This is a genomic window from Crenobacter cavernae (genome assembly GCF_003355495.1).
Classification (GTDB): Bacteria; Pseudomonadota; Gammaproteobacteria; order Burkholderiales; family Chromobacteriaceae; genus Crenobacter; species Crenobacter cavernae.
Genome location: NZ_CP031337.1, coordinates 172,863 through 186,911, shown reverse-complemented (window position 1 = coordinate 186,911; position 14,049 = coordinate 172,863). Strand labels below are relative to the sequence as shown.

Annotated in this window: 11 protein-coding genes; 6 read left to right on the top strand and 5 right to left on the bottom strand. The window is 65.1% G+C overall.

Annotated elements, in window-relative coordinates; all coding sequences use genetic code 11:
- Positions 1–166: 166 nt before the first annotated feature.
- Genes ccoP through ccoN form a run of 4 tightly spaced genes read right to left on the bottom strand, consistent with a single transcriptional unit; the run spans position 167 to position 3,331 of the window.
- Positions 167–1,087 (bottom strand): cytochrome-c oxidase, cbb3-type subunit III, encoded by a 921-nt coding sequence (gene ccoP, locus DWG20_RS00825; RefSeq protein ID WP_115431971.1) that lies wholly within the window; start codon positions 1,085–1,087, stop codon positions 167–169.
- Positions 1,084–1,272: a cbb3-type cytochrome oxidase subunit 3 gene (locus tag DWG20_RS00820; protein WP_115431970.1), complete on the bottom strand. Its 189-nt coding sequence runs from the start codon at positions 1,270–1,272 to the stop codon at positions 1,084–1,086. The genes ccoP and DWG20_RS00820 overlap by 4 nt, the downstream gene beginning before the upstream one ends.
- A gap of 4 nt (positions 1,273–1,276) precedes the next feature.
- Positions 1,277–1,891, bottom strand: a complete 615-nt coding sequence (ccoO, locus tag DWG20_RS00815; protein ID WP_115431969.1) for a cytochrome-c oxidase, cbb3-type subunit II — start codon at positions 1,889–1,891, stop codon at positions 1,277–1,279.
- 15 nt (positions 1,892–1,906) lie between these two features.
- A complete protein-coding gene (ccoN, locus tag DWG20_RS00810) occupies positions 1,907–3,331 on the bottom strand; it encodes a cytochrome-c oxidase, cbb3-type subunit I (protein ID WP_115431968.1) in 1,425 nt (474 codons plus the stop codon).
- Positions 3,332–3,771: 440 nt separating this feature from the next.
- Between ccoN and DWG20_RS00805 the strand changes: the two genes are divergently transcribed.
- The 3 genes from DWG20_RS00805 to DWG20_RS00795 all read left to right on the top strand — a co-directional run bounded on the left by DWG20_RS00805 (position 3,772) and on the right by DWG20_RS00795 (position 9,158).
- A complete protein-coding gene (locus DWG20_RS00805; protein ID WP_115431967.1) occupies positions 3,772–5,550 on the top strand; it encodes a M61 family metallopeptidase in 1,779 nt (592 codons plus the stop codon).
- 29 nt (positions 5,551–5,579) lie between these two features.
- Entirely contained in the window at positions 5,580–8,210 is a 2,631-nt protein-coding gene (pepN, locus tag DWG20_RS00800; RefSeq protein ID WP_115431966.1) for an aminopeptidase N, read from the top strand.
- Between the two features lie 66 nt (positions 8,211–8,276).
- Entirely contained in the window at positions 8,277–9,158 is an 882-nt protein-coding gene (locus DWG20_RS00795; protein WP_115431965.1) for a DMT family transporter, read from the top strand.
- 85 nt (positions 9,159–9,243) lie between these two features.
- Here the strand turns inward: DWG20_RS00795 and iclR are convergent, their stop codons facing one another.
- Entirely contained in the window at positions 9,244–10,104 is an 861-nt protein-coding gene (gene iclR, locus DWG20_RS00790) for a glyoxylate bypass operon transcriptional repressor IclR (protein ID WP_115431964.1), read from the bottom strand.
- Between the two features lie 339 nt (positions 10,105–10,443).
- Here iclR and gcl point away from each other — a divergent pair, with 339 nt between their 5' ends.
- From gcl to DWG20_RS00775, 3 genes are all read left to right on the top strand, one after another.
- Positions 10,444–12,189: a glyoxylate carboligase gene (gcl, locus tag DWG20_RS00785; RefSeq protein WP_115431963.1), complete on the top strand. Its 1,746-nt coding sequence runs from the start codon at positions 10,444–10,446 to the stop codon at positions 12,187–12,189.
- A gap of 72 nt (positions 12,190–12,261) precedes the next feature.
- Positions 12,262–13,041, top strand: a complete 780-nt coding sequence (gene hyi / locus DWG20_RS00780) for a hydroxypyruvate isomerase (RefSeq protein WP_115431962.1) — start codon at positions 12,262–12,264, stop codon at positions 13,039–13,041.
- 42 nt (positions 13,042–13,083) lie between these two features.
- Complete coding sequence (locus DWG20_RS00775) at positions 13,084–13,971, top strand: 2-hydroxy-3-oxopropionate reductase (RefSeq protein WP_115431961.1); 888 nt, start codon at positions 13,084–13,086, stop codon at positions 13,969–13,971.
- The last annotated feature ends 78 nt before the right edge of the window (positions 13,972–14,049 follow it).

The window sequence follows — 14,049 nt, the reverse complement described above, 5'->3', positions numbered from 1 at the left end:
AAAACGGCATGACGGGCCGGCTTACCGCAAGGTTCTGGCCGGGTGAGGCGGCGGGGGTGGCTTAAACCTGTATCGTGAGTGCTATTTTAATCCATTCTTCCGTCGATTCGGCACCCCCAAAGAAAACTGCCCGCACGACGGCGGGCAGTTTCGGGCTCGCCCCTTACTACTGGGCTTTGGGGTTGTTCGACAGACCCCATACGTAGGCGGCCAATAGGTGGACCTTGCCTTCGCCGAGGAAGTCCTTCCACGCCGGCATCTGGTTGTTGCGGCCGTTGGTGATGGTCTCGACGATGGTCTTCTCGGTGCCGCCGTATAGCCAGGTGTTGTCGGTCAGGTTCGGCGCGCCGACGCCCTGGTTGCCCTTGCCGTCCGGGCCGTGGCAGGTCGCGCAGTCCGCCTTGAAGGTCTCGGATCCGCGTTGCGCGCGCTCGGCGTCGTGCTTCTTGCCCGACAGCGACATCGCGTAGTTGGCGACGTCCTTGACCTTCTCTTCGCCGAACCTGGCGCCGAAAGCCGGCATCTGGCCGTGGCGGCCGCCCTCGATCGAGGTCTTGATGGTGGCCGCATCGCCGCCGTACAGCCAGTCGTGGTCGGTCAGGTTCGGGAAGCCCTTGGCGCCGCGCGCGTCGGAGCCGTGGCACTGCACGCAGTAGGTCTGGAACAGGCGCTTGCCCATTTCCTGAGCCTTCGGATCGGCGGCCACCGCTTTCAGCTCCTTCTTCTGGAACTGGTCGTACAGCGGCTGGTACTTCGCCTCGGCGTCGCCGCGTTCCTTCTTGTACTGGCCGACCGAGCTCCAGCCGAACAGGCCCTGGTACTTGCCGAGGCCCGGGTAGAGCGCGAGGTAGCCGATGCCGAAGGCGATTGTGATGTAGAACATCCACATCCACCAGCGCGGCAGCGGGTTGTTGTACTCGACGAGGTCGTCGTCCCACACGTGGCCGGTGACGTCGGCCGCTTCGCCGTCCTTCTTCACCGCCACGGCCTTCGCCTGGCTGAACAGCACGTAGCCCAGGCCGGCCATGCCGGCGATCACGATGACGGAGATGTAGACACTCCAGAAATCACTCACAAAATCACTCATTCTTTCGCTCCGTTGGCCGCTTCGCGGAATTGGACCGCCTCGTCCTCGTCGCCGAGGAAGGGCAGCTTGGCCGCCTCGTCGTAACGGTTCTTGGCGCGTTTGCTGTAGGCACCGATCAGGATCACGGCGAAGCTGACGAGGCAGAACACCGTGAACGCAGAGTGCCCGTAACTGGTCCAGTCCATAGGCTTAGCGCGCGTTCTTCAGCGCAAGGCCGAGGCCCTGCAGGTAGGCGATCACCGCGTCCATTTCCGACTTGCCGTCGACCGCGGCCTTGGCCTCGGCGATGTCCTTGTCGGAGTAGGGGACGCCCACTTTGCGCAGCGCTTCCATATGCTTGGGGACGGAGTCCGCGTCGACCAGGTTGCGGGCGAGCCACGGGAAGGCCGGCATGTTCGACTCGGGCACGACGTCGCGCGGGTTGATCAGGTGCACGCGGTGCCATTCGTCCGAGTAGCGGCCGCCGACGCGGGCCAGGTCCGGACCGGTACGCTTGGAGCCCCACAGGAACGGGTGGTCGTACACCGACTCGCCGGCGACCGAGTAGTGGCCGTAGCGTTCGGTCTCGGCGCGGAGCGGGCGGATCATCTGCGAGTGACAGTTGAAGCAGCCTTCGCGCTGGTAGACGTCGCGGCCGGCCAGTTGCAGCGCGGTGAAGGGCTTGAGGCCCGCCACCGGCTCGGTGGTCGACTTCTGGAACATCAGCGGCACGATTTCGACGAGGCCGGCAAAGCTGATCACGATCAGCGTGAACACGATCAGGTAGCCGACGCGTTCTTCGATCAGTTTCTGGATCTTTTCCATCTTGTTCTTTCGACCTTAGTGCGCGTGGGCGGTGACGGCCGGGATCTTGGCGTCGACCGGACGACCTGCGAACACGGTGCGGTAGGTGTTGTAAGCCATCAGGACCATGCCGGTCAGGTAGAAGGCGCCGCCCACGAAGCGTACGAAGTGATACGGATAGGTGGCTTTGACGACCTCGGCGAACGCGTAGGTCAGCGTGCCGTCCGGGTTCAGCGCGCGCCACATCAGGCCCTGCATCACGCCGGAGATCCACAGCGCGGAGATGTAGAGCACGACGCCGATGGTCGCGAGCCAGAAGTGCGCCTCGATCAGCTTGACGCTGTACATCTCTTCACGGCCCCACAGGCGCGGGATCAGATAGTAGAGCGAACCCATGGTGATGAAGCCGACCCAGCCGAGCGCGCCGGAGTGCACGTGGCCGACGGTCCAGTCGGTGTAATGCGACAGCGCGTTCACGGTCTTGATCGCCATCATCGGGCCTTCGAAGGTCGACATGCCGTAGAACGACAGCGACACGACGAGGAACTTCAGGACCGGGTCGGTGCGCAGCTTATGCCAGGCGCCGGACAGCGTCATGATGCCGTTGATCATGCCGCCCCAGGACGGTGCCAGCAGGATCAGCGAGAACACCATGCCGAGCGACTGGGTCCAGTCGGGCAGCGCGGTGTAGTGCAGGTGGTGCGGACCCGCCCACATATAGGTGAAGATCAGCGCCCAGAAGTGCACTACCGACAGGCGGTAGGAGTACACCGGACGGCCGGCCTGTTTCGGCACGAAGTAGTACATCATGCCGAGGAAGGCGGCGGTCAGGAAGAAGCCGACGGCGTTGTGGCCGTACCACCATTGCACCATCGCGTCGACGGCGCCGGCGTAGACCGAGTACGACTTGAACGCGCCGGCCGGCACCGACAGGTTGTTCACGATGTGCAAGAGCGCGACGGTCAGGATGAACGAACCGTAGAACCAGTTGGCGACGTAGATGTGCTTGATCTTGCGTTTGGCGATGGTGCCGAAGAACACCACGGCGTAGGCGACCCAGACGAGCGCGATCAGGATGTCGATCGGCCACTCGAGCTCGGCGTATTCCTTGCTCTGCGTGTAGCCGAGCGGCAGCGTGATGGCCGCGGCGACGATCACCGCCTGCCAGCCCCAGAAGGTGAAGGCGGCCAACTTGTCCGAAATCAGCCGCACGTTACACGTGCGCTGGACGACGTAGTACGAGGTGGCGAACAGGCCGCAGCCGCCGAAGGCGAAGATCACGGCGTTGGTGTGCAGCGGGCGCAGGCGGCCGAAGTGGAGCCACGGACCGAAGTTCAGGTCCGGCCACACCAGCTGGGCCGCGATGACGACGCCCATCAGCATGCCGAAAATGCCCCAGGCTACGGTCATCACGGCAAACTGGCGCACCACCTTATAGTTATAAGTGGATTGCGTTTCCATTAAAGGTTTCTCCAAGGTTGCAAACTAGAACGTATTAAACCGCGACGGCTTGATTCCTGAAGGGCTGTCCCCATCTCCCTTCGACGCGGATCAAGGCCGTAGATGAGGCGGTCACGCGGCCGGCTCGTGCGCGAGGATTCCGTGTGTCGCTGCGCGTCTTCAGTAACGGTTTTCACAAAACCGGAAGACGCGACCGCCCCTTCGATGTCAACCCGGCATTCTAAAGCAATCGACCCCTGCGGGCCAGACGCATACCGGCGCTCGGGCCCCGCGGTTTCATTCCGTTACACGGCCCTTTGGGGCGTGGCCGGAAGTTGTCGTCGCAGCGAATTGTATTGTCATCGTCCGGAAGCCCCTTGATCTGGGTCAAAGGGCGCCAAAGCCGCGTCCGGCCTCGCTGACGGATGCTAGAATCGCGCTTTTCACGCCGGGAACCTTCCATGACCGCGACCGTGCGCTACACCCTCCGCCCGATCCGACCCGAAGCCCATCTGTTCGAAGCGACGCTCACCGTCGACGCGCCCGACCAGGCCGGTCAGCGCTTCACGCTGCCGGCGTGGATTCCCGGCAGCTATATGATCCGCGACTTCGCGCGCCAGATCGTGGCGATCCGCGCCGAATCGGGCGGTAAGAGCTTGGCGCTGACGCAGCTGGACAAGCACAGCTGGTTGGCCGAGCCGTGCAAGAAGGCGCTGACGGTGACGGTAGAGGTGTACGCGTACGACCTGTCAGTGCGCGGCGCTTATCTGGATTCCACGCGCGGCTTCTTCAACGGCACCAGCGTGTTCCTGCGCCCCGAAGGCTTGGCCGAGCAGCCGTGCACGCTCGACATCCAGCCGCCCGAGGGCAAGGCGTTCGACGACTGGACGGTCGCGACCAGCCTGGCGCCGCTCGATGTGAAAAAGAGGACCGGCTTCGGCCGGTATGGCGCCGCCGGCTACGACGAGCTGATCGACCACCCGTTCGAACTCGGCGGGGTCGAGCGCGTGACGTTCAAGGCCTGCGGCGTGCCGCACGAGATCGTCGTCTCGGGCCGCCATCGCGGCGACCTCAAGCGCCTCGCGCGCGACGCGAAGAAAATTTGCGAATACCAGATCAGACTATTCGGCGAGCCGGCGCCGTTCGAACGCTACGTCTTCCTGCTCTACGTCGGCGGCGACGTCTACGGCGGGCTCGAACACCGCGCGTCTACCGCGCTCGTAGCCAACCGCGACGACCTGCCGGTCAAGGGCGACAAGAGCCTCACCGACGGCTACCTGCAGCTTCTCGGCCTGATCAGCCACGAATACTTCCACAGCTGGAACGTCAAGCGGATCAAGCCGGCCGCGTTCACGCCGTACGAACTGTCCACCGAGAACTATACGAGGCTGTTGTGGGCGTTCGAGGGCGTGACGTCCTATTACGATGATTTGACGCTGGTGCGCTCCGGCCTGATCGACAAGGAGCGCTACCTGCAACTGTTGGCGAAAACGATCACCGCGGTAGAGCGCGGTGCCGGCCGCAGGAAGCAGACGCTCGAAGAATCGAGCTTCACCGCGTGGAACAAGTACTACCGCCAGGACGAGAATAGCCCGAACGCCATCGTCAGCTACTACGCGAAGGGCGCGCTCGCCGCGCTGGCGCTCGATCTGTTCATCCGCGAAGAGAGCGGAGGCGTGAAGAGCCTCGACGACGTGATGTGCGCCTTGTGGAGCAAGTGGCTCTCCGACGGCCAAGGCTTGGCCGAGCACGAGTGGGAGGCGATCGCCGAGGCGGTCACCGGGCTCGACCTCGCCGACTTCTTTGCGTCCGCCTTGCGCTCTACCGAAGACCTGCCACTAGCGAAGCTGCTCGCGACGCAGGGCGTGACGCTGTCTTTCGACGCGGCCGCGTCGGCGTCCGATCGCGGCGGTCTCGCCGACTCGGCCAACGTCAAGGAGCGCGCCGTGTTCGGCGCGAAGACCGCCGCCGATCCGCTCGGCGTCAAGCTCACGCAGGTCTTCGACGGCGGCGCCGCGCAGGCTGCCGGCCTGTCCGGCGGCGACGTGCTGGTCGCGATCGACCATCTGAAGGCCTCCGACTTCGACAAGCAGCTGGCGCGCTACGCGCCGGGTGACAAGATCACCGTCCACTATTTCCGCCGCGACGAACTGGCTAGCGCCACGCTCGAGCTGGCCGCCGCGCCTACCGACACCGCGCGCCTCGCCCTCGCCGGCGACGCCGCCTGGCTGCACCGCTGAACCTTCGGCCCCGAACAAGAGAGAAACCCATGGCCACGCCACAGATCAAGTACCGCAAGGACTACCGCGCACCCGCGTTCCAGATCGACCGGATCGACCTGACCTTCGACATCCACGAGCCGCTGGTGACCGTCAGGTCGCGCCTGGTGATGCGCCGCAACGGCGGCAACTCGGCCAAGCTCGTGCTCGACGGCAGCGCCGTGCTCAAGGCGGTGGTGCTCGACGGTGAAAGGTTGGCCGAGCCGCGCTACGCGCTCGATGCGGCCGCCGAGACGCTGACCATCGACGACGTGCCCGACGGCTTCATCCTCGAGATCGAGACCGAGATCGACGCGGCGGCCAATACCAGCCTGATGGGGCTGTACGCTTCCGGCGGCAACCTGTTCACGCAGTGCGAGCCCGAGGGGTTCCGCAAGATCACCTACTACCTCGACCGTCCCGACTCGATGTCGAAGTTCACCACCACGCTGATCGCCGACAAGCAGGCCTACCCGGTGCTCTTGTCGAACGGCAACAAGGTCGGCGAGGGCATGCTCGACAAGAAGCGCCACTGGGTGAAATGGGTCGACCCGTACAAGAAGCCTTCCTACCTGTTCGCGCTGGTCGCCGGCCGCCTGTCGGCACTGCGCGACCGCTTCGTGACCGCCGGCGGGCGCGACGTCAAGCTGGAAGTCTGGACCGAGGCGTCCGACCAGGACAAGGTCGCGCACGCGATGGCGTCGCTGAAACGCGCGATGAAGTGGGACGAGGAGCGCTTCGGGCTCGAGTACGACCTCGACACCTACATGATCGTCGCCGTCGGCGACTTCAACATGGGCGCGATGGAGAACAAGGGTCTCAACATCTTCAACACCAAGTACGTGCTCGCGCGCCAGGACACCGCGACCGACTTCGACTTCGAGGCGGTCGAGGGCGTGATCGGCCACGAGTACTTCCACAACTGGACCGGCAACCGCGTCACCTGCCGCGACTGGTTCCAGTTGAGCCTGAAGGAAGGCCTGACGGTGTTCCGCGACCAGGAGTTCACCGCCGACATGACGAGCCGCGCGGTCAAGCGCGTCGAGGACGTGCAGTCCCTGCGCGCGATGCAGTTCCCTGAGGACGCCGGCCCGACCGCGCACCCGATCCGCCCGGACAGCTACATCGAGATGAACAACTTCTACACCATGACGGTGTACGAGAAGGGCGCCGAAGTGGTGCGCATGTACCAGACGCTGCTCGGCCGCGACGGCTTCAGGAAGGGCATGGAGCTCTACTTCCGCCGCCACGACGGTCAGGCGGTGACCTGCGACGACTTCCGTAATGCCATGGCCGACGCCAATGGCGTCGACCTGACCCAGTTCGGCCTGTGGTACAGCCAGGCCGGCACGCCGCTGCTGTCGGTCACGGGTGAATACGACGCGGTCAGTCAGACCTACACACTAACGGTGAAACAGAGCTGCCCGGCGACGCCCGACCAGGCCGAGAAGCAGCCGTTCCACGTCCCGTTCGCCGTCGGCCTCGTCGGCCCGGACGGCGACGACCTGCCGTTGACCCTCGACGGAGAGGCGGTGCCCGGCCCGACCACGCGCGTGCTCGACGTCAAGTCGGCCGAGCAGGTCTTCGTGTTCACCGGCGTCGCCGCGCAGCCGGTGCCGTCGCTGCTGCGCGACTACTCGGCGCCGGTCCAGCTTAACTTCGCGTGGCACGACGAGGAGCTGGCCTTTCTGATGGCGGGCGATGCCGACCCGTTCGCACGCTGGGAAGCCGGCCAGACGCTGGCGCGCCGCGTGCTCGTCGCGCGCGTCGCCGACGACGCGGCGAACCGGCCGTGGCAGGGGGCGGGGCCGCTCGCCGAGTGCTTCGCCGCGGTGCTCGCCGACCATGCGATCGACCCGGCGTTTAAGGCGCTGATGCTGTCGCTGCCGCATGAGGCCGAACTCCTGGAGCTGCTCGACGCCGTCGACCCGGCGCGCCTCACGCGCGTGCGCGAACGGCTGCTGGCCGAGCTCGCGCAGACCTTGCGCGGCGCGTGGCACGAGATGTTCGACCTGAATCGCGGCCACGAATACCGGCCGCAGGACGCCGGCCGCAGGACGCTGAAGAACCTCGCGCTCGCCATGCTCGCCCGCCTGCCGGACGACTGGCCGCTCGACGCGGCGCGCGAACAGTTCGAGGAGGCGAACAATATGACCGACCAGATCGGCGCGCTCGAGGCGGTCAAGCACCGCGACAGCGAGGTGCGCACCGACTGCCTGGTCGACTTCGCCGAACGCTGGGGCGAAGAGCCGCTGGTGATGGACAAGTACTTCGCCCTGATCGCGACGAGCCGCCTGCCGTGCACGCTCGACCACGTGAAGGCGGCGATGGAGCACCCTGCATTCAGCATCAAGAACCCGAACAAGGCGCGCGCGCTGATCGGCGGCTTCACGCGCAACCTCGCCGTCTTCCACGCCGAGGACGGCAGCGGCTATGCCTTCGTCGCCGACCGCGTGCTCGAGATCGATGCGTTCAACCCGCAGGTCGCGAGCCGCCTGGTGCAGGCGTTCAACCGCTGGAAGAAGCTCGAACCGGGCCGGCGCGCGCTGATGCGCTCTCAGCTCGAGCGCATCCTCGCCGCGCCGGACCTGTCGCGCGACGTGTACGAGATCGTGTCGAAGAACCTCGCCGAGCCGGCGTGATCGCCGGGCTCGGCCAACGTTGAGACGCGCCCCTCGGGGTGCGTTTTCTTTTCAATACGGACTCGTATGAAACAACACCTCGGCAGCCTCGGCCTCCTGGCCGGCCTGTGGCTGGTGTGGAGCTACGCGTGGAGCGTCTCCAAGCTCGCCTTGCCCTATATTGGCCCGTTCGACCTCGCGACGGCGCGCACGCTGTGCGGCGTGCTCGGCCTCGGGATACTGCTCGTCGCCACCGGCAGGAGCCTTGCGCCGACGCCATTCTGGCCGACCTTCTGGCTCGGGCTGGCGCAGACCGCCGGCTTCACCGCGCTGTCCAACTTCGCGCTCGTCACCGGCGGCGCCGGCAAGGTGTCGGTGCTCGCGTACACGATGCCGTTCTGGACGCTGGTCCTCGCGCGCGTCTTTCTCGACGAGCGGCTGAGCAAGGCTCAATGGGCGAGCGTCGCGCTGGCGTTCGCCGGGCTGATGGCCATCGTCGAGCCGTGGCATCTTGACCTCGCGCGGCTGTCCGAGTGGCTGGCGGTGGCAGCCGGCCTGACCTGGGCGAGCTCGGCGATCATCGCCAAGACCTTGCGCCGCCATCGCCGGGTCGACGTGATGTCGCTGACCTTCTGGCAGATGTTCTGGGGCTTCTGGCCGCTGTTGGCGGTCTCGCTCGCGATGGGCGAGCCCGCGCCGGTGTGGGGCTGGGAGCTGGCGGCGGCGCTGCTGTATCTGGGGCCGCTGGCCAATAGTCTGGGCTGGCTGATCTGGATGGTGCTGCTCGGAAGGCTGTCGGCCGGCGCGACGGGGCTGGGGGCGCTGGTGGTGCCGGCGCTGTCGGTCGCGATCGCCGCGCTGCAGTTCGGCGAGATCCCGAGCCTGTCGGAGTCGCTCGGCATGGCGCTGATCGCCTTGTCGCTCGGCCTCTTGTGCGTGGTGACGCTCGGGCGTTCGAAAGCGGGATGAACAAGGTTGGCCGAGCTCGGCCAACCTTATGACTGGAAAACAAAAACGGGCCGCGTCAGCGGCCCGTCTGCATTGGCGATGAAACTCAGCGCTTCGGATAGCCCGGGCGCGAGATGCCGCTGAACGCCTGCGTGATGTCCTGTGCGGCCTGGACGACCAGCGAACCGAGGTGCACGACGCGCTCGTCGGGGATGCGCGACTTCGGGCCCGACACCGAGACCGCGGCGAACGGCTCGTTGTACTCATCGTAGATGCACGCGGCGACGCAGCGCAGGCCGACCGCGTGCTCCTCGTCGTCGAAGGAGAAGCCCTGGCGACGGATGCGCGAGATCTCTTCCTTCAGCTTGGCCGGCGTGTTGATCGTGCTGTGCGTGTACTGCGCGAGGCCGGTCTTGCGCAGCGAGTCGCTGACCTCGTCGTCGGTCAGCGTCGCGATGAAGGCCTTGCCGGCACCCGACGCATGCAGCGGCATGCGGCTGCCGATCGGCGCGAGCATGCGCATCATCTCGCGGCATTCGACCTGGCCGATCAGCACCGCGAGGCTTTCCTCGCGGTCGAGCACGGTCAGGTTGGCGGTTTCGCCGGCGGCGTCGACCAGGCGGCGCATGATCGGGTACGAGATGGTGATCAGCTCGCGGCTGTCGAGGAAGGCACTGCCGACGGTGAACGCGCGCACGCCTATGGTCCACAGCCCGAGGTCGCCGACCTGCTGCACGAAACCGGCCTGCTGCATGGTGGTGAGCAGCCGGTGCGTGGTCGAGTTGGGCAGGCCGACCTGCAGCGCGAGGTCGGTCAGCGAGACGCCGCTGACCGACTCGGCGATACGCTCGAGCAGCGTCAGGCCGCGCGTCAGCGACTGCACCTGTCCGGTCGGACTGCCGCCGCTGTCGGGGGTCTTGGCGCGCGGTCCGCCGCGCTTGTCGAGGGTGCTGCTGCCGATGGCCATGCCGAGTCCTTCAATCCAGTCTTGTCGTTCGTTGCGAACCGGTTTTGCCTTTTGGAAACCGGTTTCGATTATTCCCACGCTTTATGGTGACGAGTATACCACGCCGCCATTGATGCACCCGGTAAACGCACTTGTCAAATCTAAAAAATATGCTTGAAATGAAGCTGTTGCACGCTAGCGGACGGCGCCGCAGCGCGCCTTGCGTGCATCAAAAGAGAAAATGGAATCTATTTCCAAAAAATATTGACAGCCTGTCTGCCATCGGGGATAGTGCGCAAAACGGGACCGGGCCCAGTCCGTCCGTTTCCGACAGCAGATTCAAGAGTGAGGAGACACACCATGGCAAAAATGACCGCCGTTGAAGCAGCCGTCCACGTGCTGCTGAAGGAAGGCGTCGATACCGCGTTCGGCGTTCCGGGCGCAGCGATCAACCCGTTCTACTCCGCGCTGCGTAAAGTCGGCGGCGTCAGCCACGTCCTGGCGCGCCACGTCGAAGGCGCTTCGCACATGGCCGAAGGCTACACCCGCGCTAAAGCGGGCAACGTCGGCCTGTGTATCGGTACCTCGGGCCCGGCCGGCACCGACATGATCACCGGTCTGTACTCGGCCCAGGCCGACTCGATCCCCATCCTGTGCATCACCGGTCAGGCCCCGCGTGCCCGTCTGCACAAGGAAGACTTCCAGGCCGTCGACATCGAGTCGATCGCCAAGCCGGTGACCAAGTGGGCCGTGACCGTGCGCGAGCCGGCTCAGGTGCCGCGTGCTTTCCAGCAAGCCTTCCACCTGATGCGCTCCGGCCGTCCGGGCCCGGTGCTGATCGACCTGCCGTTCGACGTGCAGGTTGCCGAGATCGACTTCGATCCGGACACCTACGAGCCGCTGTCGCTGCACAAGCCGGCCGCCACCCGTGCCCAGGTTGAAAAAGCACTGTCCTACCTGATCGAGTCCGAGCGTCCGCTGATCGTGTCCGGCGGTGGCGTGATCAACGCCGACGCGTCCGATCTGCTGCAGGAATTCGCCGAGATCGTGAACGTGCCGGTGGTGCCGACCCTGATGGGCTGGGGCACCATCGCCGACGACCACCCGCTGATGGCCGGTATGGTCGGTCTGCAGACCTCGCACCGCTACGGCAACGCCACCATGCTGGCTTCCGACTTCGTGTTCGGTATCGGCAACCGTTGGGCCAACCGCCACACCGGTTCGGTCGAGACCTTCACCAAGGGCCGCAAGTTCGTCCACATCGACATTGAACCGACCCAGATCGGCCGCGTGTTCGGCCCGGACTACGGCATCGTCTCCGACGCCAAGGCCGCGCTGAAGCTGCTGGTCGAAGTGGCGAAAGAGTGGAAGGCCGCCGGCAAGCTGAAGAACACCGCAAGCTGGGTGGCCGAGGTTCAAGAGCGCAAGCGCACGATGCACCGCAAGTCGGACTTCGACAACGTGCCGGTCAAGCCGCAACGCGTGTACCAGGAAATGAACGCCTTCTTCGGCAAGGACGTCACCTACGTGACGACCATCGGCCTGTCGCAGATCGCCGCCGCCCAGTTCCTGCACGTGTACGAGCCGCGCCACTGGATCAACTGCGGCCAGGCCGGCCCGCTGGGTTGGACCATCCCGGCCGCGATCGGCGTGAAGACCGCGAACCCGGACGCCGACGTGGTAGCCATCTCCGGCGACTACGACTTCCAGTTCATGATCGAGGAACTGGCTGCCGCCGCGCAGTTCAAGAAGCCGTACATCCACGTCGTCGTGAACAACGCCTACCTCGGCCTGATCCGCCAGTCGCAGCGCATGTTCGAGATGGACTACTGCGTGCAGCTGGCGTTCGAGAACGTTAACTCGCCGGAACTGGGCGTGTACGGCGTCGACCACGTGAAAGTGGCCGAAGGCCTGGGCGTCAAAGCGATCCGCGTCACCCAGCCGGACGACATCCAGCCGGCGTTCGCCAAGGCTCGCGAGCTGATGGCCGAATTCCAGGTGCCGGTCGTCGTCGAGATCATCCTCGAGCGCGTGACCAACATCGCCATGGGTACCGAGATCGACAAAGTGACCGAGTTCGAGGAAATCCTCGACCTGCCGGCCTGATCGACCTTCGCCCGAACCACTGAGCCCAGTGGTTCGGGCGTTTTACCGACATCGAAACCTGGAGGGACCGACGTGCCTAAGTTTGCCGCCAACCTGACCATGCTGTTCAACGAAGTGGACTTCCTGTCGCGCTTCGAAGCCGCCGCCAAAGCCGGCTTCAAGGGCGTGGAATACCTCTTCCCGTACGACTTCGACAAGAACCAACTGGCTGAGCTGCTCGACAAGAACGGCCTGAAACAGGTTCTGCACAACCTGCCGGCCGGTAACTGGGCCGGCGGCGAGCGCGGCATCGCCGTGCTGCCGGATCGCGTGTCCGAGTTCCAGGACGGCGTCGGCCGTGCGATCGACTACGCCAAGACCCTCGGCTGCACCCAGCTGAACGTGCTGGCCGGCATCACCCCGCAGGGTGTGGACGCCGACAAAGTGCGCGAGACTTTCGTGTCGAACATCAAGTTCGCCGCCGACAAGCTCGAAGCCGAAGGCATCAAGCTCCTGATCGAAGCGATCAACACCTTCGACATCCCGGGCTTCTACGTGTCGGGCACCCAGCAGACGCTGGACCTGATCGCCGCCTCGGGCAGCAGCAACATCTACGTCCAGTACGACGTCTACCACATGCAGCGCATGGAAGGTGAGCTGGCCAACACGATCAAGGCCAAGCTGCCGCAGATCGCGCACATCCAGCTGGCCGACAACCCGGGCCGCAACGAACCGGGCACCGGCGAGATCAACTACCCGTTCCTGTTCTCGTTCCTCGACGAGATCGGCTACGACGGCTGGATCGGCTGCGAATACAAGCCGAAGACCACCACCGTGGAAGGCCTGGGCTGGGCCAAGGCCTACCTCGGCTAAGTACGACGCACGACGTACAACAAACGAATTAGGAGACTAGACATGAAAATCGGCTTTATCGGTCTTGGTATCATGGGCGCCCCGATGGCGGGCCATCTGGCGGACGCTGGCCATGAACTGTTTGTGAACACGATCGGCGACGTGCCGGCCTTCCTGCAGGAAAAAGGCGTGAAAGCGCTGGCGTCGGGCAAAGAAGTCGCCCAGGCGGCCGAAGTGATCGTCACCATGGTGCCGGACACCCCGGACGTGGAAAAGGTGCTGTTCTCGGTGGGCGGCGTCGCCGAAGGCCTGTCCGCCGGCAAGATCGTCGTCGACATGTCGTCGATCTCGCCGTTCGAGACCAAAGAATTCGCCAAGAAAGTCGAAGCACTGGGCGCCCAGTACATCGACGCCCCGGTATCGGGCGGCGAAGTCGGTGCCAAGGCCGCGACGCTGTCGATCATGTGTGGTGGTCCGGAAGCCGCTTTCGACAAGGTGCTGCCGCTCTTGCAACTGATGGGCAAGAACATCACCCGCGTCGGTGGTAACGGCGACGGCCAGACTGCCAAGGTCGCCAACCAGATGATCGTCGCGCTGACGATCGAAGCCGTGGGCGAAGCGCTGCTGTTCGCGTCCAAGGCGGGCGCCGATCCGGCAAAAGTGCGCCAGGCCCTCCTGGGCGGCTTCGCTTCGTCGAAGATCCTGGAAGTACACGGCGAGCGCATGTACAAGCGCACGTTCAACCCGGGCTTCCGCATCGCGCTGCATCAGAAGGACCTGAACCTGGCGCTGAACAACGCGCAGAAGCTGGGTCTGGCGCTGCCGGCGACCGCGCTGTGCCAGCAGCTGTTCAACACCTGCGTGGCCAACGGCGGCGCGGCGTGGGACCACAGCGCGCTGGTGCGTGCTCTGGAAGTGATGGGCAACTACGAGATCCCGGCTCAAGCCTAACTCGGCCTGATCGCCTGATCTGACACGAAAGTCGCCCGGGCCGGTTTGGTCGGGCGACTTTGCTATTTATGGGGGGAG

Coding starts and splice junctions, on each gene's coding strand:
- ccoO (WP_115431969.1), bottom strand. CDS start 1,891: ATGGAAAAGATCCAGAAACTGATCGAAGAACGCGTCGGCTACCTGATC.
- gcl (WP_115431963.1), top strand. CDS start 10,444: ATGGCAAAAATGACCGCCGTTGAAGCAGCCGTCCACGTGCTGCTGAAG.
- DWG20_RS00795 (WP_115431965.1), top strand. CDS start 8,277: ATGAAACAACACCTCGGCAGCCTCGGCCTCCTGGCCGGCCTGTGGCTG.
- DWG20_RS00775 (WP_115431961.1), top strand. CDS start 13,084: ATGAAAATCGGCTTTATCGGTCTTGGTATCATGGGCGCCCCGATGGCG.
- iclR (WP_115431964.1), bottom strand. CDS start 10,104: ATGGCCATCGGCAGCAGCACCCTCGACAAGCGCGGCGGACCGCGCGCC.
- DWG20_RS00820 (WP_115431970.1), bottom strand. CDS start 1,272: ATGGACTGGACCAGTTACGGGCACTCTGCGTTCACGGTGTTCTGCCTC.
- pepN (WP_115431966.1), top strand. CDS start 5,580: ATGGCCACGCCACAGATCAAGTACCGCAAGGACTACCGCGCACCCGCG.
- ccoN (WP_115431968.1), bottom strand. CDS start 3,331: ATGGAAACGCAATCCACTTATAACTATAAGGTGGTGCGCCAGTTTGCC.
- DWG20_RS00805 (WP_115431967.1), top strand. CDS start 3,772: ATGACCGCGACCGTGCGCTACACCCTCCGCCCGATCCGACCCGAAGCC.
- ccoP (WP_115431971.1), bottom strand. CDS start 1,087: ATGAGTGATTTTGTGAGTGATTTCTGGAGTGTCTACATCTCCGTCATC.